The following is a 24,748-nucleotide window of genomic DNA, read 5'->3' on the forward strand; positions in this document are numbered from 1 at the left end:
CTTATCTTTAATCACAATTTTATAGATCAGGCAATGAGCGAGGATAAAAATAATTTTTCAGATCAGGAAACCCCTCAGCCGCAGCAGAACCGGAACAGCAATACACTGTTCCAGATTCGCTTGCCGCTGTTTATAGCATTTGCCTTGGTGGTAGGTGTATTAATTGGCGCAACTACTTTTGCCCCTTCTGGCCATAATCCTCAAGGTACCGCAAAAAGTTATCTTAAGTTCAGAGATATTCTCAGCTATATCGACCGCGACTACGTGGATACAGTTAATATTGAGGAATTATCGGATTATGCTATTTCAAAGATGTTGGAAAAGCTCGATCCACATACTTCTTATATTCCGGCATCGGAGCTGGCCATGGCCCGTTCTTACCTCGATGGCGACTTTGAAGGTATAGGAGTGGAATTTAATATCTTTAAAGACACTATTTATGTGGTTACGCCTCTTAGCGGTGGTCCTTCGGAAGCAGCGGGTATTCAGGCCGGAGATAAACTTATACAGGTAGATGGAGAGAGCGTAGCAGGGGTAAATATCACAAATGAAGGCGTGTTTAAGCGCTTGAGGGGGCCAAAAGGTACTAAGGTAGAACTTACTGTACTGCGCAAGGGTAATAATAAGCCACTCAACTTTACGATCCGGCGCAATAAAATTCCAACGCATTCTGTGGACGTGAGCTATATGGTAGATGCGCATACAGGCTATATTAAAGTAAGTCGTTTCTCGGCACATACTTTCGAAGAATTTAAGGAGGCACTTACCGGACTGAAGAAAAAGGGACTACAGCAGCTGATACTGGATTTGCGTGGTAACCCGGGCGGCTATATGGATCATGCTACCCGCATGGCCGATGAGTTCCTGTCGGGGGAGAAACTGATTGTGTATACCGATGGTAAAGGCTCCAAGTATGACTCCAAGACCTTTGCAAATGTTAAAGGCGACTTCGAGAATGGTTCTCTAATCGTATTGATAGATGAAGGGAGTGCCTCTGCTTCTGAAATTGTGGCAGGAGCCTTACAGGATAACGACAGAGCCCTGATTGTTGGCCGCCGTTCGTTTGGCAAAGGCCTGGTGCAAATGCCAATTCCGCTGAACGATGGGTCCGAGCTGCGGCTTACTATTTCTCGCTACTACACGCCAAGCGGCCGCTCTATCCAGAAACCATATGTAGCGGGTACCGACGAATACCAGAAAGACATGCTGAACCGCTATGAACGCGGCGAATACTTTCACCCGGATAGTACCTTGTTCGTGGATTCACTGAAGTATAGTACTACGCTTGGCCGTACTGTTTACGGTGGGGGTGGTATTATGCCGGATGTTTTTGTAGCACGCGATACCACTGAAATGTCGGAGTATCTGAGCAAAATTTACAATAAGAACATTATCGGGGAATATACCCTTAACTACTACCGTGATAACCGTAAGAAGCTTGATAAAATGTCGTTTGATAAGTTTCAGAAGACTTTTGATGTAACAGATAAAATGCTGCAGGACATTGTGACGCTGGCAAAGGAAGCAGGCATTGAGCAGAATACGGCACAATTTGAACGGTCTAAGAATTTGCTGCGCAATAACCTGAAGGCATTTATTGCCAGAAGTGTGTACGGTAACAATGGCTTTTACCCGATTCTGCACGAATCTGATGAAGAGTTTCAGCAGGCGCTCAAAGAATTTACCAGGGCAAAGCGTTTAGCCAGAGGCGATGTGTAGGTAATATCGTGCCTCTGCAGATAGTGCGACCAAAATAAATATACATGGCATACTATCATAAATTAGGCGAAATTCCGCATAAGCGGCACACGCAGTTCAGGCAGCCCAACGGGAGCCTGTATGCAGAGCAGTTGGTGGGAACTTTGGGGTTTAGCGGTGTTTCATCGCTGCTGTATCATGTAAACCCGCCAACACGCATCAGCCGCATAGAGGAGCCTGTGCCCTATGCTCCAAAGGCTGCTGAAGGAGTAAAGCTGGCGCCGCATCACCTGCGTACGTTGCAATTGGTTACTACCGGTTCAGACTATCTGAATGCTAGAAAGCCATTGTTGTTTAACAACGATGTAGTGATCAGTATCTGCAATCCGTCGGAGCTGAAGATGGGCTACAGCTACAAAAGCGGGCAGGCCGACGAGGTGGTGTTTGTGCATGAGGGAAGCGGCGTGCTGTATTCTCAAATGGGAATGCTGGAATTTAAAGAGGGCGACTACCTGGTTATTCCGCGTACTATCATCCATCATTTTGAATTTAACCAGGCTCCTGTCAGGTTGCTGATTATAGAGTCTTTTAGCCCGGTGGAGACACCCCGCCGTTACCGGAACCATTTTGGGCAGTTACTGGAGCATGCGCCTTTTTGCGAACGCGATATGCGACCGCCACATGAACTGGTAGAGTACCAGGAGGGAGGGGAACACCTGGTGCAAATCAAAAAGGAAGGCTACCTGCATCAGTATTATTATAATTTTAGGCCTTACGATGTCATCGGATGGGATGGCTACTTTTATCCCTATGCTTTTTCCATTTATGATTTTGAGCCGATAACAGGGCGTATACACCAGCCACCACCAGTGCACCAGACCTTCGAGGGACATAATTTTGTTATTTGTTCATTTGTGCCACGCCTGTTCGATTACCACCCTTTGTCTATTCCTGCGCCTTACAACCATGCTAATGTAGATTCGGATGAGGTGCTTTACTATGTAGACGGCGATTTTATGAGCCGCAAAGGGGTAGACAGAGCTTCTTTTACGATACATCCGGGTGGCATTCCGCATGGCCCGCACCCGGGCACCGTAGAAGCCAGTATCGGTAAAAAAGAAACAAAAGAATATGCGGTAATGATAGATACCTTCAGGCCGCTGCATTTAACAGAGGAAGCGGTGGCCTTAATGGATGCGCATTACCCGATGAGCTGGAAATAAGACTGCATCAACTTTCTGCATATGAATGCTTCAGGAGAATAAGCATAGCCTTGTTCTCCTCTTTTTTGTGCTACTTTACATTTAGCAGCTGTTGTTGTACTTTTGCACACCAATTGCAAATCTGCCCGCTACCAAACTTACAGGTAGTGAGGTTGCTGAGCACATAAATACAACTTAGAGTAAGTTAAGACTCTTTTATATAGTATGAGTACATTACCAATGAGGATTTCTGAGAAGAATAAACTGGAGAAGATAATTATAGTAGGCGATCGTGTGTTGATAAAACCGAAAACAGCACGTGAGCAGACCAAAAGCGGCTTATTCCTGCCGCCGGGAGTGCAGGAAAAAGAGCGGGTGCAGGAAGGGTATGTAATGAAAGTAGGGCCGGGTTATCCTATACCTGCCGACTACGGGTTCGATGAAGAACCCTGGGAAAATGAGGAAGAGGAAGTGCGCTATATTCCGCTGCAGGCCAAAGAAGGTGACTTGGCAATATACCTGCAGCGCGATGCTATAGAAATCAATTACTTGGGAGAAAAATACTTTATTGTACCTCAATCGGCCGTGCTGATGCTGGTGCGGGAGGAAGATCTTTAGTAGCTGGCTACAACTGGAGTAAAGCCGCATTCTGCTGAATGCGGCTTTTTTTGCGCATTATCCGGTAAAAGCAGCCTTTCGCATATAAAAAATGAGGGTATGTATAGATTCTGTCCTGCTTCAAAATTATATCTCTAATTTCGAGCAACCTTTGCAGCAGAAGCTACATCTTTTAAATACCTCAGCACTTTGCTTGCAGGGCTGCACCAGTACATTAAAACTATGAAAAATTTTTTTTGCCGGTTTTTTACCCCTTTTACCTGCAGGCTGTTTCTCCTGCTATTCTTGCCTGGTTTTGCAGCGCAGGCACAGGAGGTAAAGTCGGTACCTCAACCACCAAAGCAACTGCAGGCATTACGTATTACCGAGCCTGTTAAAATTGATGGCATTTTAGATGAACCTATCTGGCAGCAGGCTGAAATAGCCACCGACTTTATCCAGAACAGACCTAACCCAGGCCCTAAAGAGGTACACCCTACAGCAGTACGCATTCTGTATGATGACGTAGCTATCTATGTAGGAGCTATTATGCATGATGTATCGCCAGATAGTATTCTGAGGCAGCTGGGGCAACGCGACGATATCGGTAACACAGATTTCTTTGGTATTTTTCTGGATACCTACAACGACCAGATCAACGGGTTCGGGTTCCTGACAACGCCGGCTGGTGTGCAGCTGGATGCCCGCTATTCTTCGAACGGAGAAGACTGGAGCTGGAACGCGGTATGGGAAAGCAATGCCAGTATACAAGGAAACAACTGGATAGCAGAATTTAAGATTCCGTATTCCGCGTTGCGCTTCAGTAGCAAGCCTGAACAGGTGTGGGGGCTGAATTTTATGCGTAACAGGCAGGTAACAAGGCGGGGCTTTTTCTGGAACCATGTCGATCCGGCCAAAGATGGTTTCGTAAACCAGTTTGGAAAGCTGGTAGGGATAAAAGATATCAAGGCTCCGTTGCGCTTGTCGCTAACGCCTTACGTCTCTGGGTTTGGTGTAATATATCCTGCCAACACCGAAAGCTCCGGAAAAACAGACTATAACCACGACTTTAACTTTAGTGGAGGAATGGATGTGAAATATGGTATAAGCGATGCCTTTACTTTAGACATGACGCTTATACCAGACTTTAGCCAGGTGCAGTCGGACAATCGCGTGCTGAACCTGTCTCCATTCGAGGTGCAGTTTAACGAGAACAGGCCTTTCTTTATGGAAGGGACTGAGTTATTTAACAAGGGAGACTTTTTCTATTCTCGTCGAATTGGAAGCAGCCCCATTAATTACCTGAATGCACAGGCAGCAGAGGCAGAGGGATATACTGTTATCCAAAATCCGACCGAAACAAAAATGCTTAATGGCACCAAGCTATCCGGTCGTACCTCTTCAGGCTTGGGTATTGGTGTTTTTAATGCCGTGGTAGGAAGAACGTATGCAACCCTGGAAGATGAGCAAGGCAACAGGACAAAGCGGGAAACACACCCGCTTACGAATTATAATATAGCTGTACTGGATCAGTCGCTTAAGAATAACTCTTATGTAACGCTGGTAAATACCAACGTTATGCGCGAAGGCAAAACCTATGATGCCAACCTGACGGGTATGTTGTTCAGGCTGGCTAATAAGGGCAACAAATACGCAGTTAGTGGCAGAGGAGCCCTAAGTCAGCGCTTTTTTACAGATAAGACTGATCTGGGCCATACATATGAACTGGGAGTAGGCAAGGTAAGTGGTAATTTTCAGTTTAGTGCCTCTCATAAAGTAATATCTGATACCTATAATCCGAATGATATGGGTATACTCTTCACAAACAACACTAGTGAGCAGTCGGTAGGCTTACAGTACAACATTTACCAGCCCTTCTGGAAAATGCTGAACCTTTACACAAACATAGAAGGAGGATACGCCCGCCGCTACAAGCCCGATGCTTTTCAGAATTTCTATCTGAACAGCAACATTAATGGTACTTTTAAAAACTTTATGAGCGCTGGAGCCTGGCTTACGCTGGAGCCAGTTACTACTTACGATTTTTTTGAGCCGCGTATAGGAGGAGCCTGGTATTATACATACCCTACCAACTATGGCTTTGGAGGCTGGGTATCTTCAGATTATCGTAAAAAACTGGCACTTGATGTGGAGATCGGATACAGGGGCTTTAATGAGAATAGCCGCCATAATATCAGCATTTACGTCTCGCCCCGCTATCGTGTAAACGACAGGCTATCCTTTACCTATACGTTAAATAATAACACGAAGAACGACGACATCGGTTTTGTAAACCATTTCAATGCTGATCGTTCTGCTGAAGCGCAGGATACAATTATGTTTGGCCGGAGAAATGTAAAAACCACTACCAATACCTTGGCAGTAAGCTATATCTTTAGCAACAGGATGTCCATTACGCTTCGTGCCCGCCACTACTGGTCTGGGGCAGATTACAAGCAGTACTATCAGCTAACATCGGCAGGCATGTTGCAGGAAGATTCGTATCCGCTAGGGTATAGCAGGTATGGAGTGGCTGCTAGCCATAGCCACAACATAAACTATAATACCTTTAATGTGGATATGGTTTACTCCTGGTGGTTTGCTCCCGGCAGCGAGATAAGCATTGTCTGGAAAAATGCCATTGAAGAGGAGGTGCGGCAGCTTATACCCGGGTACTATGATAACTTTTCTCGCACGATGTCGGCCCCGCAAACAAACAGCTTATCTGTAAAAGTACTCTACTACATCGACTACCTCATGCTGAAGAATAAGCTGGCAAAGAAATAAGACCGAAATCTATGAAAGAGAGCGGTGAAGAACTTCTGAACCGCCCTCTTTCATGATAGATCGAGTCTACTTTTAGTATCTATGCTACTTTCGTAGTACAAGCTTTTGAGACTCTACTACATTGCCGTGCCTGACCCTCAGGATATACACGCCTGCCGGGTGGTTGCCAATTTCGATAAAGCCATTGTACTGGCCATAGTAGTTGGCTACTTGGCTGGTATAGATGCTTCTGCCCAGCATATCGGTCACATCTATCAGAATATCCTGGTGTTCGTGTGTTTCCAGTTCAATTCTGAAGCGGCCGGTGCCTGGGTTTGGCGATACGACCAGTTCAGAACCTAACTCCCTTATTTCAGGCTTATAATCGAACGTATAGGCAAGCGACATTTCTGAAACGCAACCATCCTTCATGACGAGCACACTATAGGTGCCACTTTCTTTTGGGGTATATACCTGCCCGGTGGCACCTTCAATTGGCCTGCCATCCAGGTACCACCTGTTGCCGATAGCCTGGCTTGAGACCAACGTTTGTCCTGCTCTTTCTAAAGACGGTTTTTCTATGGAAGTGCCGGTTTGTATGCTTACTGGGATACGATCGCTTTTGCAGCCTAAGGCACTTACTTTCAGGTCATAGAAATAGTAGTAATAGCTTTCCGGCGTGGTTGTAGCAGTATTGCCTGTAATTGCTACAATGTTTGGTATCTGAAAAGGATAACCGGTTACACCTGCATTGTTTCTGAAAATAGTGGCTCCGTTTTCGTAGGAAATGGCAATGCGATATTCGCCGGCTTCTGGTATCACTAAACCTAAATAATAAACAGCCCCCGCGTCTGCAGGATCATCGGGAAGAGCGTCAGGTCCTGGAGTGGTGCGGGTAGCAGTTACAGTAAGTGTTTTGGTAGAGACGGGAGAGCCATCGCTGTTAAATACAGTAAACGTTATTTTGCCGCTATTGCCAATGTAGAGCCTGGCACTCTCCAGCACAAGAGCACCATTTGCCTGAATGCGTACATCCGGAGAGAACTGGTTATAGCCCCCGTTAGAAGCAAAGCTTTTGGTCTTTGGCCCCAGCTGACCGGAAAACTCGTTTAGCGAGGCATAAACAGTACTGCCAACCTGGCTAACAGGCAGCTGTAGCAGGTTGCCTGCTGCAAACGGTTCGGTTGCGCTCTGAGAATTAAACCAAAACACAGTACCGTTGCCTTTTCCTGAAAGTGTATAGAAGTCGGAGGCTCCACAGCGGTAAATGCTTGCCTGGGGCAGGTCTTCGACACCGCTGGCTGTAAACCTGTAGCTGCTGCTGTTGTTGGTTGTAATTACATCTCCTGCCAATGTCGCATTTGCTTCCAATTCGTAAGTAACGTTTGCTTCTGTGGCAAAACTGTTGGCAAGCAGCAGCTCATCCTCGTTATTCGGGCTAAGAGTACCTGAGTAGAGGCCGGAAAGCTGCGCGATCTGAGTGCCACTTCGGCGTACAATAACAGATACCAAAATATTGCTTTGTGCTGCAGTGCCATAGTTTCGTAGTTTCACTACTACAGATTGTGTGGGAGTGGCACAGGTAGATGTGCCGGCAAGCGTTACCTGCGAAATGCCTATATCAGTTAGCGGCTGTGTAAACTGAACCAGATAATCCTGCGTTTCCCCTCTTTGGGTTGTGCCGCAGGCAACTACATTGGCTGCGTTGGTAGTTTCTTCTACTACAATGCGCATCCGGGTCTTATAACCTGCTGTTAAGGCAAAGGGTGCTGTAACCGACGCATTAAAAGTGCCGGAGCCATTTATAACTCCGGATGTTGCTGCCGTTTCACCGGCATCGTTAAAATCACCATCGCCGTTCCAGTCTATAAACACTTTTGCCATTTTAGCCGATTCGGTGGAGCAGTCGCTGAGCTGCAGCGAAATGGTTTGCGCCTGGCCCGGCTCAAAGCTGAAAATATTACTTGTCAGGTCGCGGTAAGTAGCGCAGGTTGCAGGCATCGCTACAGTAGAAGTTCCGAGTACCAGCCTGTTTATTCTGGCACCTGTTGTGGCTGTGCCGGTATTGGTGCAGTATGCGGTGCCTCCAATGCCACTGGCAAGTATGGAATATGCCTGCGGCCCTTTGCTGATCGTGCCTTTATGGCTTATGGTCACGGTATACTTTTCGCCCGGTACAGCATCAGCAATAAGCACCTGCTCTACATTATCCAATTTATTATCCCCTCTCGATGCTGCTTGTGCAGGATTGGCAGGATCAAGTATCCAGGGCATATACGTTGTGTTTCTGCCGGTGATTCGCAGGTCAAGGTCATTTACTAAACGGGGAGAACGGTTGTTGAGCGAGGCAGCCAAAGCGGTGGCCTCCGGGTCTGTCCAGGAAATAGTAACTACCAGTGGTCCTGCGCCTGATGCCGTTACCTCAAAGGTATAAGTCTGGTTGTTGGCAAGTGTTCTTTCCTGGATCAGGTGCGTTTGGTTGGTATTGCTGATAGCTGCTGCTGCCCGCGCTGCATTCAGAAGACCCCAGCCATACATATAATCCGGCCCAGGCTGCGATCCTGCTTCGTCTGCCGTATGAATAGCCAGTCCTTTTAAGGTGGCAGCACGCATCAGGCTGCCATTCTTAATATTGCTATAATGCTCCTGCAGTAGCAGCAGTGTACCCGCAATGTTCGGGGCGGCCATAGAAGTGCCGCTGGAGGACATATAAGAACGATTGCTTTCGCCTGAGGAAGACAAAACCGAGCTACCATTTCCTACTAAATCAGGCTTGATGCGGCCATCATCGGTAGGGCCATAGCTGCTGAAAGACGAACTCTGTACATCCGAGGGTTTGCTGTAGCCACCTGAGATAGGAGCTACAGCACCTACGGTTAATATATTTTTGGCATTCCCATACGTTGAAATAATATCATAGCTATTGTTACTGCTGATGTTGTTAGGGCGGCTTTTCACTAACGTAAAATTACCGGATTTGCTTCGCTGGAAATAAGGTGCACCCGCTGCCGGGCCATTTTCAGAGCGCGAATTGCCTGCCGACTTCACAATAAGGTAGTAAGGAGCATTATAAGCTACTTGATCCCATTTAGCAGTAGTTTCATCATAGTAACCGAATTTATAGTCTTCGGTCTGGCTGATGTCTGTGTCGCCCCACCATTCCCAGTAAGGATCTTCGTCTGTTCCTTTTCTGTCGGAGTTATAGCGCCAGCCGGCAATAGAGCCATAGGAGTGGTTCGAGATTAACAGGTTTGGAGCCGCTGCCGCCATTTCTGACAAATCGCTGTTGAAATCATAGGCTGAAAGCTTTTTTACACCAAAAGCCATACCTTTTGCCAAAGGGTTCACTCCGGAGGCTATCAGCGTACCTGCTACGTGCGTGGCATGGTCGTTATTAAGAGCATCGGTTTTAGGAGTGTCTTTTTGCTCTATACGGCCTGTCAGCTCCTGGTGGGTTGTGCGCACGCCGCCGCCATCCCAGAGGGCCATTTTCTGATTAACGCTGTTGCTGGCGCCGCTCAGGTTCAGGCCTGTGCTTCCGCCTGGCCACAGTTGGTCGGTTTTAGTAGTAGCAGCCGCACGCGTGTTATTGTGTGTTATGTAGTAGATAGGCAGCCCCCTGGAGTCCAGGCCCTGTAAAGCGATATAAGAGCCATCGGAAAGGTGCTTTTCTATTACCCAGCCACGCTCTTTGGCAAGCTCAATGGCTTTTGTGCGATTAGCTCTGTAAGCTTTTTCTTCGGTTGCGGCTAGCTGCGCTAAAGCTTTAGAGTTTACATAAACAGGTTTGGGTGCATTCTGTGCAAGAACAGGTACAGCTATTGCAAAAGAATATACAACAAGCCAAAGGCTTCTGAGTTTCATAAAAATACAGGGTGCGTTTACTTTTATTGGGCCTGAGCCGCAAGCTTAAGCAATTTAATAAATTATACTTCAATTTGTTAAATTACTCTGTAGCCGGAACAGCAACAATTAAACTTAGATTCAATTTAAGCTGTGGCTTTGCAGGAAATCCTGTAGGCTTTGTTCAGAGTAAAAAAAGATAAGCGGCAGGCAACCTTGGTCTGCTCTGGTGCATCATTACAATAGTTTACAAGCTTATAGTTGCCGCATCGCGACAAGCAACGCATTTTAAAACCAGAAAATAAGAAGCATAAAAAGCTGCTTGGTCGAACAGAAACAGAAGTCTATCTATAGAAAAGGATGCTAGGTATAAGTTATGCTGAAAAATTTGAACAATTTAAATATCTTGCTTCATTTCAGAGCTTCTTACATTTTACTTACTTTTTAGCCCGTGCCTATGATCCAGTTAAGTAATATTCAGAAGTATTATGCCGTAGGGCACAATAAGTTACATGTGCTGAAGGGGATAGATATGCATGTGCAGGAAGGGGAACTGGTATCTATTATGGGCTCCTCCGGCTCGGGTAAATCCACCTTATTAAACATACTCGGTATTTTGGATGATTACGATACAGGCGCTTATACGCTGGCAGGAACACCTATTAAAAATCTTTCTGCGGCTAAAGCAGCCTATTACCGGAATAAGTTTTTAGGCTTTGTATTTCAGTCGTTTAACCTGCTTTCGTTTAAAAATGCAATGGAGAATGTTGCATTGCCGCTTTACTACCAGAAGGTTGGGCGCAAGCAGAGAAATAAACTGGCCCTGGAGTACCTAGATATGGTGGGGCTGAAGGACTGGGCGGAACACTCACCCAACGAAATGTCGGGCGGGCAGAAGCAGCGGGTAGCCATTGCCAGGGCTCTTATCTCGCAACCCAAACTTATTTTAGCTGATGAACCGACAGGTGCCCTGGATACGCAGACATCTTACGATGTAATGGACATCTTTAAAGAAGTAAACCGCAAAGGCATGACGGTTGTGATTGTAACACACGAAAACGATATAGCTGAACAAACGCACCGTGTTATCAGGCTAAAAGACGGGCTTATTCTGAGCGATGGCCGTGAAGCTGCTGTTCTGAATGGCGAGGCGGCTGCTACCGCGCACTGATTTTTACATAACTATCCCTTTTACCAACCAAGCTGATACCATGTTTGATGTAGATAAGTGGCAGGAAATCCTGGGTACGATGCAGAAGAACAAGCTGCGTACGTTCCTTACTGCCTTTGGTGTTTTTTGGGGCATTTTTATGCTGGTGCTGCTATTGGGAGCAGGCAAAGGGTTGGAGAATGGTGTTGTAAATCGTTTTGGGGATGGGGCTAAAAACAGCCTGTTTGTGTTTGCTGGTAAAACGGCATTGGCCCATAAAGGTATGGCGCCAGGCCGGCAATTGCAATTTACCAACGAAGACCTGAAAGCTGTTGACAGAGAGATAAATAACGTGGATATTCTGGCGCCGCGTAACCGGCTTTGGGGAGAGTTTACACTTAACTATGGCAAACAGAATGGCTCTTACCAGTTGTTTGGTGCCGAACCTGGTTTCCTGGTGCTGAATGGAGAACGAGCCTTTAAAGGCCGCTTGTTAAACAAGTTGGATGAACAGGAAAAACGCAAGGTGGTCGTACTAGGTGAGCAGGCCAGCAAAGTGCTGTTTCTCGAAGAAGATCCTATAGGCAAGTATATTAACATCAGGGGCATTCATTTTAAGGTGGTGGGTACTTTTAAAGTGAAGGGCAATAACAGTGGCAGGAGGGAAGAGCGGGCCTACATTCCTTTTTCTACCATGCAAACAGCTTTTAATCAAAATAACAAAGTGCAGATGATGGCGCTGGTGGCCCAACCCGGTGTAAGTGCCATGGAAATGGAGAAGCGGGTAAGAACCCTACTGGCCCAGCGGCATAAATTTTCTGAGGAAGATAAGATGGCGCTCGACGTTGGAAATACAGAAGCGGAGTATTTAAAGGTAATGGGCCTTTTTAATGGCATCCGCATTTTTGTATGGATAGTGGGCATCGGTACTTTAATAGCAGGTATAGTAGGGGTAAGCAATATAATGCTCATTATTGTGAAAGAGCGCACCCGTGAAATTGGGGTACGCAAAGCACTTGGAGCTACACCTTTTTCGATTGTAAGCCTCATTTTGCAGGAGTCTGTTGTAATTACGGCCTTCTCTGGTTACCTCGGTTTGCTGGCCGGCACAGGACTGCTGGCCGGCGTAGAGTATCTGATTGTGTCTTCGGGGGCTGAAATGCCTTTTTTTGCTGCTCCTGAAGTCGATTTTGGTGTGGCGCTTTCGGCTACACTTGTGCTGGTTTTGGCTGGTGCTATAGCAGGGCTTATGCCAGCCTTAAAAGCAGCCCGGATTAAACCAATAGAAGCACTACGCGCTGATTAACTCATCATACTACACCAACAAACCTGAGAATTTATGATAGACGTTGATAAATGGGCGGAAATTTATAATACTGTAAAAAAGCACAAGCTTCGCACAGCACTTACTGCCTTTGGTGTTTTCTGGGGCATCTTTATGCTGGTGCTGTTGCTGGGGGCAGGCAAAGGGCTGGAGAATGGTATAACAAAAGAATTTAACGTGGCTAAGAACGCTGTGTTTGTGTGGTCGCAGCGCACCAGCATTCCTTATATGGGCTTTCAGGCTGGCCGCTACATCCGCATGACAAACGAAGATGTAGAGGCTGTCCGGGCTAACCTGCCAGAGGCGGCAGTGGTTGCCCCCAGTAACCAGCTTTGGGGAAGCTTTGCAGTTACATATGGTACAAAAAGCTCTTCTTTTACAGTGAACGGAGAAACCCAGGACCTGCTGTTTATAAAGCCATTGGAGGTAAACACCGGTCGCTTTTTAAACAAGATCGATGTAAAAGAACGGCGTAAAGTGGCAGTTGTAGGGCCGCGTGTGCTGGAAGTGCTGTTTGAAAAAGGCGAGAATCCTATCGGGAAATATATCAACATCAAGGGAAACCACTTTAAAATTGTTGGCACCTTTAAGCCCATAGGCACAGACGAAGATGTGGTGCAGGATGCACAGGTAATCTATATTCCTACCACAACCTTACAGCAAAGCTTTAACCAACCCAATTTCATCGGATCTATTGCGCTTATTCCCCAGGAAGGTATTCCGGCATCGGTAGTAGAAAGTAAAGCAAAACTATTGCTGAGCAAGCGGCACCGTGTGGCTCCGGAAGATGTAAAGGCCTTTGGCTCGGCCAATGTAGAAGAAGAGTTTAAAGAAATACAAGGGCTTTTTGCCGGAATAGCCGGTTTTAGCTGGTTGGTTAGCATCGGAACTATATTGGCAGGGATTATTGGTGTGGGCAACATTATGCTGATAGTAGTGAAGGAACGGACCAAAGAAATAGGTGTGCGCAAGGCTCTTGGAGCTACGCCTTTTTCCATTATCAGCCTTATCATGCAGGAATCGATTGTGATAACTGGTCTGGCAGGTTATGTAGGTCTGTTGGCAGGTACGGGGCTTATTGCTTTTATAGATTACTTGATGGTGAAGTTTGAGGTACAGGCAGGCTTTTTCGGTAATCCGGAAGTAAATCCGGGTATAGCCATAGCTGCCGTAACAGTATTGGTCGTGGCTGGGGCATTAGCCGGGCTTATTCCGGCTACCAAAGCTGCCCGTGTTAATCCGGTGGTGGCTTTAAAAGATGAGTAAGCTGGTAAGCATTTAAAAAGTAACAAAGAATTCTAATTTTTATAATCCTATGAAAAAGGTATTGCTAAGTGTATTTGTGCTCATCTTTCTGGCTTTATCAGCGTGGCTGGGATACTATTTTTACAATAAGTCTAACACTGACCCCATTGTGTACCAAACAGAGGCACCTTTTGAGACGGATATTATAAAGAAAACGGTTGCTACAGGTTCTATAGTGCCCCGCAAAGAAGTAGTGGTTAAGTCGCAGGTATCGGGTGTGGTGGAAGAGCTGTATGTAGAGGCCGGGCAGACGGTGAAGAAAGGGCAGCTGCTGGCCAAGATCAGGATCGTGCCCAACATCGTGAATGTAAACAATGCTGAAAATGCCCTGGAGACGGCAAGAATAAACTTTGAAGAGGCCAAACGGGAACTGGAGCGTTACGATGAGCTGTACCAGCAGAAAGTAGTGGCGGAGCAGGAATACCGCAAATACAAAGCCGACTATAACCTAAAGCGCGAAGCACTGCAATCAGCAGAAAATAACCTGCAACTGGTGCGTGAGGGGGCCTCAAAACGAAATGGGCAGTCTTCTAACCTCGTGCTTTCAACTATAGACGGCATGCTACTGGATGTGCCCGTAAAAGTAGGTACCTCTATTATAGAGCGCAACAATTTTAACGAAGGCACTACCATTGCTTCGGTAGCTGATATGCGCAGCCTGGTATTTGAAGGTAAGATTGATGAATCGGAGGTAGGCAAATTAAAAGAGGGCATGGATCTGCTGCTAACTATAGGAGCTATAGAAGGCAAAATTTACAATGCGAAACTGGAGTACATTGCTCCGAAAGGAGCCTTGGAAGAAGGTGCTATTAAGTTTCCGATAAGAGCACAGGTGCTTTTAAGCGAAAAAGACTTTTTAAGAGCCGGCTATAGTGCCAATGCGGATATTGTGCTGGATAAAAGAGAAAAGGTTGTGGCCGTAAAAGAGAGCATGCTGTTATTCGAGAAAGATGCCACGTTTGTGGAAGTGGAGAAAGCGCCTCAGGTATTTGAAAAACGGCAGGTTAAAACTGGCCTTTCCGATGGCATTAACATCGAAATTGTATCAGGGCTGCAGAAAACCGAGAAAATCAAGGTTCCTACATCTACGGTAGCTGCTATTTAAATGGGAGGTTTGGCTCGCTGGGCTTAGATCATGCTGCTCTCACGCTCAGGTTCCAGCCTCGTAACGCCTTCGGTCATCCAGCAGTCTTTAAACATGCCCCGGTTCTGTTTCGCTAAAATAAACAGATAAGCAGTTTCGTCGCCATCCTTATCTGTTACTACCACCAATTGGTAAGCAGTATCGTCGGTTATGATTAACTTACCTTTTTTGGATGATTTAAAGTTTAGCATTGGCCGGTAGGCTGGTTCCCGCACCAGCAGCCTGAAATGATTGACAGGCCCTAGCTGTACCCTGCTCATAGGAGAAGAAAAGTTGAAAACTGTAATTATTCCGCTGTCGCTTCTGTCGTTCTGCTGAAGGGCTTTTAGCTGAATGTTGATAACATCGCGCGGTGTTAAAGTCTTAGATGGCTGTACATAACTCCATTTGGACGTAGATCCTGTTTCAGCTTCGGCTCCCCTGTATACGGCATAATGTTGTACATCCTGGTATGGCTTTGATGGTACCAGCATCCAGACCATAGCCAGTAAAAGCACCCCTACACCAATTAGAAGTTTATCTAATATGTTCTCAAACCCTCTCATGTTAAATATGTACTTTATTTAGAAGCTAATAGTTGTGTGTAAAGTGGTATTTAAGGGTGAGTAATTAATTTTAGCAGGTGAAAGGAAATATTCAGCATCAGAAAGAGCGGTGTGCGTATAAGCCTAAAGTGCTTTTTTCTAATGATAAACATTCTCTCTAATAAAATAAGGCAGTATATACAAGAACTGCGGCAGCAATCGGAAGTGCAAAAGTTCAGCAAACGCTTTCCTAGAGTTGCAGATTTTATTTTTCAAAGGTTTCAAACCCGGTCGTTTACAGGCCTGCCACTTACACTGTTACTGCTGGGGTGCATGATCAACCTGGCTTTGCTTTCGCGGATAACCGAAGACGTGGTGCAGTCGGAGGGCATTGTAGTGGTAGATAAACACTTTACAGCCTTCCTCTATGATGCCAGAACAGGATGGCTCAGCAAAGCATTGTATATCATCACGCAGTTTGGCTCAAGGGCTTCTACATACATAGTGGGAGCTTTAGTTACGGCAATGGCCCTGTACCGCAGGAGCTATGCCTTTATACTCGCTTTCTGGCTCACAATGGCTGTTGTAGGCCTGTCGGTACAATATACCAAAAAGTACATTAGCCGCGACAGGCCTGTAGATGTAGGTTATTATGAAGAACCAAATTTCTCTTTCCCCAGCGGACATGCCACCACGGCTATCGCTCAATACGGTATAGTTGCACACCTGTTGCTTCAGGTATTCAGAGATCGCTGGAAGCGCAGGGTGGTCCTGTGGTTGATGGCAGTGTTGATTATAGCCATAGGGTTTAGCAGGATATACCTGGGGGTGCATTTTCTTTCAGACGTACTGGCTGGCTTTCTGCTGGGAGGGATGTGGCTGTTAACGGGTATTTCGCTGATAGAGATTATCAGCTTTAAGTATAGAGAATCCTCCTGAACAATCTGTAAAATATAAAATTTGCGGGCTGCCTCTACATAGTAAAGCAAAAGGCATTACTTGAGCTAAGTAATTTGGTTTATGTTTCCCGGTAAAGAAGCTGGTTTTATAACTTAAATAAGTTTATATTGGGTATTAATAGAAATTATGTAAAAATTGTAACTAACTAAGTTGTTTAACGATAAAATAACTCTGATGCACCTACAGATGGAAACTCACGTGTTAAATAGAAGCATCTTTAATTTTTGTATAAATTAAAATATTGAGTTATGGCAACTAAGAAAAATAAATCAAGCCAAGTGGCTTCTGGTAAGAGTAGTATAGCAGGCACTTCCGGTAAGGGAGGCCTTGGTAATATCACAGGCAAACTTCAGGAATTTGGAAGCAGTACAGTACAGAAAGTAGGCAGCTTAAGCACTACCCAGAAAGTGGTGGGCGGCTCTTTGCTAGCTGTTGGAGCTGGTTGGCTGGCTGTTAATTCTATGAGCCCTGCCAGCAAGAACAAAATCAAACATCAGGTGAGCAGCCAGTTCGACAAGATCAAAGGTCTGGCTTCCTCATCGGCTTCTAAAAGCAACATAAGCAAAAGCTAAGCATACGCTTAAGTAATTGCAGTACAAAAGCCGGGCCTGTAAGCCCGGCTTTTGTGTTTTAAGTTTACAGAAACTAATGGTCTGCGTAATCCTATGCCTGATGTACTTGCGTATACTGTTCTTAAATTAAAAACGCTTATAAAACTATGGCTATACTTAAAGCGCTGGCAAGTGGGCTGGCAGGAGCATGTGTGCTTACCTTATTGCACGAGACAACAAGACATACCGTACCCAATGCACCTAGAATGGACCTGTTGGGTATGCGTGCGATAGCAGATATCATGAAAGGTGCAGGTAAAGAACCGCCTGCTGACGACAAACTGCATCGTATGGCTATGGCTGGTGACATTGTTTCCAACTCTTTATACTACAGCCTGGCAGGTACAGGAAACGGAGCATGGCTACGTGGCGCTTTGTTAGGTGCCGGAGCTGGCCTGGGAGCTATTGTGCTACCTGGTCCTTTAGGTTTGGGCGAAGCTCCTAGTAGCCGCACTCCTCAAACCAAAGCCATGACATTCGGTTTATATCTGGCCGGAGGGCTTGTGGCTGCGGCAGTAGGGCATTTATTGGCTTCTGAAGATTAAAAAAGGTGCGCCTTTAGCTCTCTGCTTACTCAGGCAGGTTAGCACAGGCGCACAACATTTCCCGGGTGGGTTCTGCCACCTGGTAATCAGGCAGCGAAGGCTCTTTCATATAGACTACCTGTAGTTCTTTTACAGGCTGATCCGGGTGAGATTCATTCCAGCGGCGGACAAGGTAATTACAGTAGTAAGGGCGCATAAAAGAATTATGCACAAATAGATAATTCTCAGAGTATTTGCGCCATCTGTCGTTTTTAAACAGGGCCATAACAGAGGCAGGTTTAATATAATCTGCCTCTTTGCCTTGCTGATTCAGATCCAGCATTTTGCCATCTTCTGTATGCCCCTCCAATACATACCAGCCATCATCTTTAAAAACGACAGGAGAAAACATACCCCAATGCTGGTCTACGCGCAGTAAGTAACCAGCCCAGCGGGCATTATCCGGAAGCTTAGGTATGTTCTTTACCCCGGCACCTGTTAAATTCCACCAGAAACAGTACAAAAGAACACTTGCCACAAAAACATCCCGAAGCTGCCTTTTTAGGGGTGCAGAGATAAGGGGGCGGTGAATCTGAAGCTGAAAATTAACTGTAGCAGGGCTTTTAAACCGTTGGAAAATGCGTTTAAACTGCCCGGTTTTAGGTCTCCTGAATGATGCCAGCAGCCGCTTATCAATCCAATCCATCACTTTAGGAGGCAGTAAACCTGCTACAGAAGCAATATTGATCAGATAAAACAGACCTACAAAAAGTGTAAGGCTGATTCCAATATGGAACATGAGCAGTACACTGACAACTACCATCCTGAAAAATGAATTGTAGAACGGAATCAGCAGGAGGAAAGGTATAATAAGCTCTGTATACCAAGTTGTAAGGGTAAGGAAGCGTAATAACTCAGGATATGGATAAATCAGTTCTCCGCCAGGCATAAGAATCTGATCCAGACTTAATGCATAGTAGAGGGCAGTACCTTCGGAATTCCATTCAGGTGAATTTTTAAGCAGTGCGGTGCAAAAGTATACCAAGAATATCTGCATGATATAGGCTACCGTTGCTGCGCTGAAGTAGTTGGTGCTTTGTAGTTCGTTTTCAGGTTTGGCTTTTGTGGCGTCGTAAGAGTAGAACTTACCCCATGGCAGAAAAATAGCCCAGAAGAGCAGCATTCGGAGCAGGTCGTCGCCACCCTGTGAAATGAGTGTGTTCCGGTTCTGGAGCGACACAAGCAGGGTCCAGCTAACAACAGTAGCTAAACGGGTCTTGTAACCCACCAGTAAAAAAACGGCAAAAACAGCTGCTACAATAAAAAGCACTGCCTGAACCTGCCATAAGCCGCTAAGAGAGTGAAGGGAGAAGAAATAAGGGTTCCAGGCAAAGCGATGGAGCACATGAAGAGGAAGTACACCTGTGTTGGAATAGTGGGCTTCAAGATCAGTAGACCGGATAGCAAGATCTGTTAAGATAATTCCAGCTACCCATATACGCATAAAAGCAAGTGCACGCAAGTCTACTGTGAATACCTTTCTTAAATATACCTCTAACTGCTTCATAATAGGATAAGGATGTTGTTGGTAGGCTAAAAAGTAAAAAGGCAAAAACACGAAGTGCTTGCCTTTTTACATATTTCGTACGATAGAGTTAATAATTACATAGTAGTGCTTCCGCCGGTTGTGCCAGAAGTAGTACCACCTGTTGTAGTTCCGGTAGTTGTACCAGTAGTTGTTCCTGTCGTAGTGCCAGTGGTAGTTCCGGTTGTTGTGCCAGTCGTATTACCAGTAGTTGTTCCGGTTGTAGTTCCACCTGTTGTCGTACCAGTAGTGGTTCCGCCAGTTGTTGTACCGGTAGTAGTTCCAGTGGTAGTACCTGTTGTTGTTCCAGTGGTAGTACCAGTAGTGGTTCCAGTAGTTGTACCAGTTGTCATTCCAGTAGTTGTGCCACTTGTAGTACCAGATGTTGTTCCGGTAGTAGTAGTGCCAGAAGTGGTGCCGCTGGTAGTTCCGGTTGTGGTAGTACCTGCAGTTGTACCAGTAGTAGTCGTTCCGGTAGTTGTGGTGCCATCAGTTGTTGTTCCTGATGTCGTGCCATAAGTATCAGTGTCGTCCATACCTTCGGTGCCCGTTGTGTTGTTAGCAGAGCAACCAGCTAAAACGGTGGCTACTACAAACGATGAAGCTAGAAGGTTTACAAATGTCTTTTTCATAGATTTCAAGATTGATTTAACAGTACATATTTTTTACATTCTAATTCACCTTTTACGGAGCTTCTCACAAATGGATAAAGAAATGTATAATTATGTTCTGTTTATCAGACTTTTATCTGTTGTTAAGGTATGGAAAATACGTATTAATACCTAAAAAAAGCTGCTTTGTAATATTCGATTTATACTATTGTTGCTTAAGTAAAATCTCCTGTTTTGCCTGCTCCAGCTGTTGAATGATACTGCTTCTTTTATGCACCAGCTGTTCCACGAGCTCTTTTCGCTTCGAAAAGAGTCGCAGCATAATCCAGTTGCTTTTCGCGTGCCGGAGTATTTTCCAGTAGTGCAGGGTAAAAAAGCCAGTGATCGGCAGCGACAGCAGGTAAAGAAACAATATTGGCAACGAAGGGTAAAGTTGATAGCATAGTATAGCCAGTATGGTATAGAAAATCGGGAAGGTGAAGATGCCGACCGAAAGCATCATAGGTGCATGCCATTCTTCCTCCCTGGCAAGCATATAGGCTACTCTGGAAGGAATAATATAAGGCAGGTAATTATGCAGCAATCCGTAAAGGTATACCGGCAAGCCTGCTACAAGGTAAAGCATAGCCAGTATACTTTGCCATACTACTGTTTTAGTATTCTTGCTTAAAGCTGCATCGTGCAGGTTTAGCTGCCTGAGTTGCAGCATATACGCTTCTATTTGCTGTTTTAATGCTTCGACACGCTCGGGTGCCGCCTGTTTAAAGTAGGCCAGGCTTTTTGTAATGGCTCTGGTTAACAGGAAATCCTGCTCGTGCTCAGTTGGTGCTGCCGGTACTTCAGCGGCAAAAGTACGCTTGTATATGCTTTCAATTTGCCTGATAAGCTTATCTTCTTCATTGGTGGGCGTTACTATAATCAGTTTCTCAAGCTCAACTTTCATCTGTTCTGTAAGCAAATGCACAGTGGCCGATGTGTTCTGGCTATAGCTGGTAAGGTAATCTGTTACATCTATAGGGGTTCCGACATTTACAAAAACGTTGCTCCGGAAATTGGTGGGTGCAGAGTAGTTAAGGCCAATAGGTAAAATCCTGACTCTCACATCTGATGAGGCGGCTGCCTGTGCGCCAAGCGCTATGCGTGCTGTGCCTGTTTTTAATTTGCGTAGCCTCCTCTCGTTAAAGCTGTTGCCTTCCGGGAAAATGAGAATAGTTTTGCCCGCTTCCAAAGCATTATAGCTGGCAGCAAAAGCATCATCGTTACCTACGCTCTGTGCAGGTGCATCTTCTTTTCTGTGAATAGGAATGAGGTGCATGCGGTGCAGCAGCCACTTCTTAAAAGGAGAGTTAAATACGGTACTTTTAGCTATGAAATACACCTGTTGCCGGAGCAGCGAAGCTATAATGAGAGGATCCATAAAAGTATTAGGGTGGTTCGATACCACCAGCAGCGGCCCCTGTGCCTGTAAAGCAGTGCGGTTGCGTACTTCAAACTTCCGAAAGAAAATCCAAAGCCCTGTTTTAAAAATCAGTTTCAGTATAAAGTATAACATGCTATAGCCTATCTTAAACGAAGTACTGTCTTATAAACGCCCTCTACCACCTGTGCCATCTTTGGCAGGTTTAAAGTATCCCATGTATCGGTAGGCTGATGGTAATTTTTATTTCTATAGAAAGAGGTATCGGTGAGCATAAGGGCACTATAGCCAAAGCGCCAGTAATTCAGATGGTCCGAAAAGTCAATGCCTGGTACTGCCGCCGGTGCCCTGAGCGACTTTACACGCAGGGGTGCTTCTGCTTTATAGAGCCGCTTAAATTGACGGCCAAAGCTGCCATTGCCAAACTTTTGCACCAGCGCAAGGTAGTTGCCCCGGCTGCCATAAAGCAATTTCATAGGAGCTATCGGGTAGTCCTGCGATTTTCTGGCGTCAGAAAAGTAGCCGATCATTTCCAGAGATACCATTCCTATTACATTGGCCTGCTCTGCCTGCAACGATTGGGCATGGATAAAGCTACCCATGTACTCGCTTCTGAAATAAGGCGGCTCTTCCAGGGTATAGGCTACAAAATCTATGCGGTAGGGCAACACTTCATGCTCCAGCAAGCGGGCGAGTTCCAGCAGGCCAGCCACGCCACTGGCGTTATCGTCTGCACCAGGCTGTTTACCGCAAACATCATAATGAGCTCCGATAATCAAACGGCGGGTATGAGCAGCTCCGGTAGAGTAAATAATATTTTTATATTTTTTGCCTGCTACAAAGTAAGCCTGCTCTGTTACCTGCCCCTGTAGCATACCAAAAGCGGTTTTAATATAATCAGCGGCTTTATCCAATGCCTCCGGGTGTTCATGGTTCCTGGGTTCGGCTGTTGTGGTAAGTGCAATAAGGTGCTGCCTTAAACGAACAGTGTCAGCTGGTGCAGCATAAGCAGGCAGGGTGTTCAGGCAAACAGCCAGCAAAAGTTGGAGGAGCAGATACTTGTGCACAAAAGTTCAGTTGGAGAAGAGCAATATACTTAATTTTAACAGAACTTATTATGAAAAGCACCTGAAAAGGGCACAGGAACACGGGCAGGTGAGGAAGTTACTCTGCTGAAATCAGCCAGTCGTAGGCAGAGGTAAGGTCGTCAAAAGCGCGTGTTTCAAAAGGGGCTTCAATTTCTGTAAACTGGTGCACCTTCTTTAGCTGCTTTAATGCTGTGTTATCAAAGGCGTTTACAACGGCAAACCGTTTAAAAGGAAGTTTGTTGAATGCTTTCAGATAGGTGTGGCGTAACCATTGAAAGTCTTCGGATGAGAGCGGAGGCATCATGCGTTCATCTATGATGGCGTATTCTACTTGAAGCTCTTTAGAAATTCGCAGCCCTTTAATAAGCGCTTGCCGGTATTGTAAGCTGCTACACCCGCCATACCACTGCGTAACCAGCACATTAGTTGCCGCATAGTATTCTACATGAAGGTAATTCGAATCAAAAAACACCATTTCACGCGGCTTTAGGTTAGCGAAGTAAGATTAAGCATTAAATGAACTCTTACAAAACCAGGGGTATTAAATTGCTGTTATTAAATCTTTAAATAATAAAGCCCTTGTTTTGCTTACTGGGGAGAAGGGGAAAGTATGCTTTTAAAGAAATAAAATTAAAGAATATTTGTTAAAAAGCAATACTTTATAGCATTATGTTATTTAAATACTGAACATAAATATGATGTTAAGAAATAAGCCACACCTTTCATTGCTGTTGAGGTGTGGCTTATACAGGTATTCTAATAGCTAACTAATAGCTAATTGCTATTTTGTTCTGAGGTTGTTTGCATTGCTGCCGTCCAGCTTTCGGGTATCCTCCTCGTTTTTAGCTGCTGCATTACCGCCTGCTTCTTTGCCTTCTACTTCTGGTTCAATAATATCGGTCTTTTCCATCTTGGTGCCTTCTAAAGGCTCAGGGTTTTCATCAGGTAAGCGTTTGCTTTCGTCCTGGTTTGTAATGATATCGTCTTCTTGAGGTGCTTCCATAGTAATTAAATTTATAGGTATACTTTGGTTTTACGGTTAGAACCAGCAATAGGTGTTGCTGCCAGATCAGGTAGAAGGCTTGGGTAGTTTGTTAGGAGAGGGTATGTTGTATACTTAGATTATGGTATAGTCGTTAGGAGGGAGTGAATGTTGCTTTTAATAAATAATGCCACTACAGATAATTATAGTTGTTTTACTGTATATGCTGCTCCCGCAGCGTGCACAGCAGCAGAGTACCTTTGATGCCGACAAAGCAGCAAAAGCCAGTTTTACAGAGTTGAACCGGGTGCGGCAGAATCCGAAGCAGTATGCTTCGGTGTATAAGCTTCCGGCACTCCTGAAGGTGCCTAAAAAGCACGAGTTGATTTGGGACACAACGCTTGCCAGGCTAGCTCGCCAAAAGGCAGAAGATATGGCGCAGAATAATTACTTTGCGCACGTAGATAAGAGAAAGAAAGGCATGAACTATTACCTCTGGAAATCTGATTACCCTTTGCCGCACTACTTCTCGAAACAAGACAATGCCAATAATGTAGAGTCGATTGCCGCCAACACAGAGGGGCCGCAGGAATTTATAAAGCAGTTAATTATAGATGAAGGGGTGCCTGGGTATGGCCACAGAAAGCACTTGTTGGGACTCGACGATGGCAAAACACCAACTACGCATGTCGGGATTGGTATTGCCTATAACTCTAAATCAAAGTACAAGTACTACTGCAGCATTTTGATTGTGCCTAAAGTGGAGAACCAATAAAGCTGTTTACGGTTGCTTTTTCAGGTAATACAGCGTCAGGTATTTCAGGTGAAGGCACAACTCCTAAAATATATGCAACATTAAGCCGAGCTATTGGCGGCAGCTACATTAAAGCCTCATCTGCTTCCTTACATAAGCCTCCAGCGTGTTTTTTGCCACCAAGCCTTCGTACTTCTCCAGTGTTTTGTTCTTGGCGCGTTTATCTTTTGCCTTGATCTTGGTATAGAGCGTTACCATACTTTCAATGCCACGGATGTTTGCTTGCAGTTCGTCTTTTTCGCCTTTGTTTTTTATTAAGAACAAGCCTTTGCCAAAGATAAATTGCGGAACCAGCATATCTTTTAGGCAAAACTGTTGTCCTGCATAATATCCTGGATAAAGATGCCGTCTACTGTAACAGAATAAGGTGCACCTTCCAACCATTTAAAAGCATATTGCGCTTTTTCCTGCCTGTCGCGCTGGCTGTCCGGAAAAGGATTTTCTTCGAGCCAGACAATAGTTTTGGCCACCTGTGCCGTGTCGCGCAGGTAGTCTTCTTTTGTCTTCCAGTCGGAGTTTTGAGCAAAGGCAGAAAAAGTAAAAAGCAGGATCAGAATAAAGGGAGTGTACAGCTTTTTCATGAGTATTAAAAAGATTGGTTTA

Annotated in this window: 22 protein-coding genes; 12 read left to right on the top strand and 10 right to left on the bottom strand. The window is 45.4% G+C overall.

Annotated elements, in window-relative coordinates; genetic code table 11:
- Positions 1-33 precede the first annotated feature (33 nt).
- The 4 genes from C1N53_RS18655 to C1N53_RS18670 all read left to right on the top strand — a co-directional run bounded on the left by C1N53_RS18655 (position 34) and on the right by C1N53_RS18670 (position 6,284).
- Positions 34-1,719, top strand: coding sequence for a S41 family peptidase (locus C1N53_RS18655; protein ID WP_137760755.1), 1,686 nt, complete (start codon positions 34-36; stop codon positions 1,717-1,719).
- A 44-nt stretch (positions 1,720-1,763) separates the two neighbouring features.
- Positions 1,764-2,921 carry a homogentisate 1,2-dioxygenase gene (locus tag C1N53_RS18660; RefSeq protein WP_137760756.1) on the top strand — a complete coding sequence of 386 codons (1,158 nt, stop codon included), beginning with the start codon at positions 1,764-1,766 and terminating at the stop codon, positions 2,919-2,921.
- A 219-nt stretch (positions 2,922-3,140) separates the two neighbouring features.
- Positions 3,141-3,518, top strand: a complete 378-nt coding sequence (locus tag C1N53_RS18665; protein WP_137761563.1) for a co-chaperone GroES family protein — start codon at positions 3,141-3,143, stop codon at positions 3,516-3,518.
- Between the two features lie 222 nt (positions 3,519-3,740).
- Entirely contained in the window at positions 3,741-6,284 is a 2,544-nt protein-coding gene (locus C1N53_RS18670; RefSeq protein ID WP_137760757.1) for a DUF5916 domain-containing protein, read from the top strand.
- An 84-nt stretch (positions 6,285-6,368) separates the two neighbouring features.
- Here C1N53_RS18670 and C1N53_RS18675 read toward each other — a convergent pair whose 3' ends face one another.
- Positions 6,369-10,127, bottom strand: coding sequence for a S8 family serine peptidase (locus C1N53_RS18675; protein WP_137760758.1), 3,759 nt, complete (start codon positions 10,125-10,127; stop codon positions 6,369-6,371).
- A 436-nt stretch (positions 10,128-10,563) separates the two neighbouring features.
- Here C1N53_RS18675 and C1N53_RS18680 point away from each other — a divergent pair, with 436 nt between their 5' ends.
- Genes C1N53_RS18680 through C1N53_RS18695 form a run of 4 tightly spaced genes read left to right on the top strand, consistent with a single transcriptional unit; the run spans position 10,564 to position 14,990 of the window.
- Complete coding sequence (locus tag C1N53_RS18680; RefSeq protein ID WP_137760759.1) at positions 10,564-11,277, top strand: ABC transporter ATP-binding protein; 714 nt, start codon at positions 10,564-10,566, stop codon at positions 11,275-11,277.
- A gap of 40 nt (positions 11,278-11,317) precedes the next feature.
- Positions 11,318-12,562: an ABC transporter permease gene (locus tag C1N53_RS18685; protein WP_137760760.1), complete on the top strand. Its 1,245-nt coding sequence runs from the start codon at positions 11,318-11,320 to the stop codon at positions 12,560-12,562.
- 33 nt (positions 12,563-12,595) lie between these two features.
- A complete protein-coding gene (locus C1N53_RS18690; RefSeq protein WP_137760761.1) occupies positions 12,596-13,846 on the top strand; it encodes an ABC transporter permease in 1,251 nt (416 codons plus the stop codon).
- Between the two features lie 49 nt (positions 13,847-13,895).
- Positions 13,896-14,990: an efflux RND transporter periplasmic adaptor subunit gene (locus C1N53_RS18695; protein ID WP_137760762.1), complete on the top strand. Its 1,095-nt coding sequence runs from the start codon at positions 13,896-13,898 to the stop codon at positions 14,988-14,990.
- 23 nt (positions 14,991-15,013) lie between these two features.
- Here C1N53_RS18695 and C1N53_RS18700 read toward each other — a convergent pair whose 3' ends face one another.
- Positions 15,014-15,574: a DUF4864 domain-containing protein gene (locus C1N53_RS18700; RefSeq protein WP_137760763.1), complete on the bottom strand. Its 561-nt coding sequence runs from the start codon at positions 15,572-15,574 to the stop codon at positions 15,014-15,016.
- Between the two features lie 141 nt (positions 15,575-15,715).
- Here C1N53_RS18700 and C1N53_RS18705 point away from each other — a divergent pair, with 141 nt between their 5' ends.
- The 3 genes from C1N53_RS18705 (at position 15,716) to C1N53_RS18715 (ending at position 17,669) form a co-directional block, all read left to right on the top strand.
- The gene (locus C1N53_RS18705) at positions 15,716-16,492 is read left to right on the top strand and encodes a phosphatase PAP2 family protein (protein WP_137760764.1); all 777 of its coding nucleotides are present in this window, start codon (positions 15,716-15,718) and stop codon (positions 16,490-16,492) included.
- Between the two features lie 269 nt (positions 16,493-16,761).
- Positions 16,762-17,085, top strand: coding sequence for a hypothetical protein (locus tag C1N53_RS18710; RefSeq protein ID WP_137760765.1), 324 nt, complete (start codon positions 16,762-16,764; stop codon positions 17,083-17,085).
- A 146-nt stretch (positions 17,086-17,231) separates the two neighbouring features.
- On the top strand, positions 17,232-17,669 hold the full coding sequence (locus C1N53_RS18715) for a hypothetical protein (RefSeq protein ID WP_137760766.1): 438 nt from the start codon (positions 17,232-17,234) through the stop codon (positions 17,667-17,669).
- A gap of 25 nt (positions 17,670-17,694) precedes the next feature.
- Here the strand turns inward: C1N53_RS18715 and C1N53_RS18720 are convergent, their stop codons facing one another.
- The 6 genes from C1N53_RS18720 to C1N53_RS18745 all read right to left on the bottom strand — a co-directional run bounded on the left by C1N53_RS18720 (position 17,695) and on the right by C1N53_RS18745 (position 23,352).
- Entirely contained in the window at positions 17,695-19,215 is a 1,521-nt protein-coding gene (locus C1N53_RS18720) for an HTTM domain-containing protein (protein WP_137760767.1), read from the bottom strand.
- A 95-nt stretch (positions 19,216-19,310) separates the two neighbouring features.
- Positions 19,311-19,865, bottom strand: a complete 555-nt coding sequence (locus C1N53_RS18725) for a hypothetical protein (protein ID WP_137760768.1) — start codon at positions 19,863-19,865, stop codon at positions 19,311-19,313.
- Between the two features lie 184 nt (positions 19,866-20,049).
- Entirely contained in the window at positions 20,050-21,396 is a 1,347-nt protein-coding gene (locus C1N53_RS18730; RefSeq protein ID WP_137760769.1) for a lysophospholipid acyltransferase family protein, read from the bottom strand.
- Positions 21,397-21,404: 8 nt separating this feature from the next.
- Positions 21,405-22,328, bottom strand: a complete 924-nt coding sequence (locus C1N53_RS18735; RefSeq protein WP_137760770.1) for a M28 family peptidase — start codon at positions 22,326-22,328, stop codon at positions 21,405-21,407.
- A 97-nt stretch (positions 22,329-22,425) separates the two neighbouring features.
- A complete protein-coding gene (locus C1N53_RS18740) occupies positions 22,426-22,824 on the bottom strand; it encodes a hypothetical protein (RefSeq protein WP_137760771.1) in 399 nt (132 codons plus the stop codon).
- A 306-nt stretch (positions 22,825-23,130) separates the two neighbouring features.
- Positions 23,131-23,352, bottom strand: a complete 222-nt coding sequence (locus tag C1N53_RS18745; RefSeq protein ID WP_137760772.1) for a hypothetical protein — start codon at positions 23,350-23,352, stop codon at positions 23,131-23,133.
- Positions 23,353-23,518: 166 nt separating this feature from the next.
- Between C1N53_RS18745 and C1N53_RS18750 the strand changes: the two genes are divergently transcribed.
- The gene (locus C1N53_RS18750; RefSeq protein ID WP_137760773.1) at positions 23,519-24,106 is read left to right on the top strand and encodes a CAP domain-containing protein; all 588 of its coding nucleotides are present in this window, start codon (positions 23,519-23,521) and stop codon (positions 24,104-24,106) included.
- 108 nt (positions 24,107-24,214) lie between these two features.
- Here C1N53_RS18750 and C1N53_RS18755 read toward each other — a convergent pair whose 3' ends face one another.
- Both C1N53_RS18755 and C1N53_RS18760 read right to left on the bottom strand, forming a co-directional pair.
- Positions 24,215-24,442 carry a hypothetical protein gene (locus tag C1N53_RS18755; RefSeq protein WP_137760774.1) on the bottom strand — a complete coding sequence of 76 codons (228 nt, stop codon included), beginning with the start codon at positions 24,440-24,442 and terminating at the stop codon, positions 24,215-24,217.
- A gap of 5 nt (positions 24,443-24,447) precedes the next feature.
- Positions 24,448-24,726: a hypothetical protein gene (locus C1N53_RS18760; RefSeq protein WP_137760775.1), complete on the bottom strand. Its 279-nt coding sequence runs from the start codon at positions 24,724-24,726 to the stop codon at positions 24,448-24,450.
- Positions 24,727-24,748: the final 22 nt, after the last annotated feature.

The organism is Pontibacter sp. SGAir0037 (assembly GCF_005491705.1).
GTDB lineage: Bacteria > Bacteroidota > Bacteroidia > Cytophagales > Hymenobacteraceae > Pontibacter.

What these genes read in the sequence shown, in the direction of transcription:
- C1N53_RS18655 (WP_137760755.1), top strand. Translation starts at nt 34, where the DNA reads ATGAGCGAGGATAAAAATAATTTTTCAGATCAGGAAACCCCTCAGCCG.
- C1N53_RS18660 (WP_137760756.1), top strand. Translation starts at nt 1,764, where the DNA reads ATGGCATACTATCATAAATTAGGCGAAATTCCGCATAAGCGGCACACG.
- C1N53_RS18665 (WP_137761563.1), top strand. Translation starts at nt 3,141, where the DNA reads ATGAGGATTTCTGAGAAGAATAAACTGGAGAAGATAATTATAGTAGGC.
- C1N53_RS18670 (WP_137760757.1), top strand. Translation starts at nt 3,741, where the DNA reads ATGAAAAATTTTTTTTGCCGGTTTTTTACCCCTTTTACCTGCAGGCTG.
- C1N53_RS18675 (WP_137760758.1), bottom strand. Translation starts at nt 10,127, where the DNA reads ATGAAACTCAGAAGCCTTTGGCTTGTTGTATATTCTTTTGCAATAGCT.
- C1N53_RS18680 (WP_137760759.1), top strand. Translation starts at nt 10,564, where the DNA reads ATGATCCAGTTAAGTAATATTCAGAAGTATTATGCCGTAGGGCACAAT.
- C1N53_RS18685 (WP_137760760.1), top strand. Translation starts at nt 11,318, where the DNA reads ATGTTTGATGTAGATAAGTGGCAGGAAATCCTGGGTACGATGCAGAAG.
- C1N53_RS18690 (WP_137760761.1), top strand. Translation starts at nt 12,596, where the DNA reads ATGATAGACGTTGATAAATGGGCGGAAATTTATAATACTGTAAAAAAG.
- C1N53_RS18695 (WP_137760762.1), top strand. Translation starts at nt 13,896, where the DNA reads ATGAAAAAGGTATTGCTAAGTGTATTTGTGCTCATCTTTCTGGCTTTA.
- C1N53_RS18700 (WP_137760763.1), bottom strand. Translation starts at nt 15,574, where the DNA reads ATGAGAGGGTTTGAGAACATATTAGATAAACTTCTAATTGGTGTAGGG.
- C1N53_RS18705 (WP_137760764.1), top strand. Translation starts at nt 15,716, where the DNA reads ATGATAAACATTCTCTCTAATAAAATAAGGCAGTATATACAAGAACTG.
- C1N53_RS18710 (WP_137760765.1), top strand. Translation starts at nt 16,762, where the DNA reads ATGGCAACTAAGAAAAATAAATCAAGCCAAGTGGCTTCTGGTAAGAGT.
- C1N53_RS18715 (WP_137760766.1), top strand. Translation starts at nt 17,232, where the DNA reads ATGGCTATACTTAAAGCGCTGGCAAGTGGGCTGGCAGGAGCATGTGTG.
- C1N53_RS18720 (WP_137760767.1), bottom strand. Translation starts at nt 19,215, where the DNA reads ATGAAGCAGTTAGAGGTATATTTAAGAAAGGTATTCACAGTAGACTTG.
- C1N53_RS18725 (WP_137760768.1), bottom strand. Translation starts at nt 19,865, where the DNA reads ATGAAAAAGACATTTGTAAACCTTCTAGCTTCATCGTTTGTAGTAGCC.
- C1N53_RS18730 (WP_137760769.1), bottom strand. Translation starts at nt 21,396, where the DNA reads ATGTTATACTTTATACTGAAACTGATTTTTAAAACAGGGCTTTGGATT.
- C1N53_RS18740 (WP_137760771.1), bottom strand. Translation starts at nt 22,824, where the DNA reads ATGGTGTTTTTTGATTCGAATTACCTTCATGTAGAATACTATGCGGCA.
- C1N53_RS18745 (WP_137760772.1), bottom strand. Translation starts at nt 23,352, where the DNA reads ATGGAAGCACCTCAAGAAGACGATATCATTACAAACCAGGACGAAAGC.
- C1N53_RS18750 (WP_137760773.1), top strand. Translation starts at nt 23,519, where the DNA reads ATGCCACTACAGATAATTATAGTTGTTTTACTGTATATGCTGCTCCCG.
- C1N53_RS18755 (WP_137760774.1), bottom strand. Translation starts at nt 24,442, where the DNA reads ATGCTGGTTCCGCAATTTATCTTTGGCAAAGGCTTGTTCTTAATAAAA.
- C1N53_RS18760 (WP_137760775.1), bottom strand. Translation starts at nt 24,726, where the DNA reads ATGAAAAAGCTGTACACTCCCTTTATTCTGATCCTGCTTTTTACTTTT.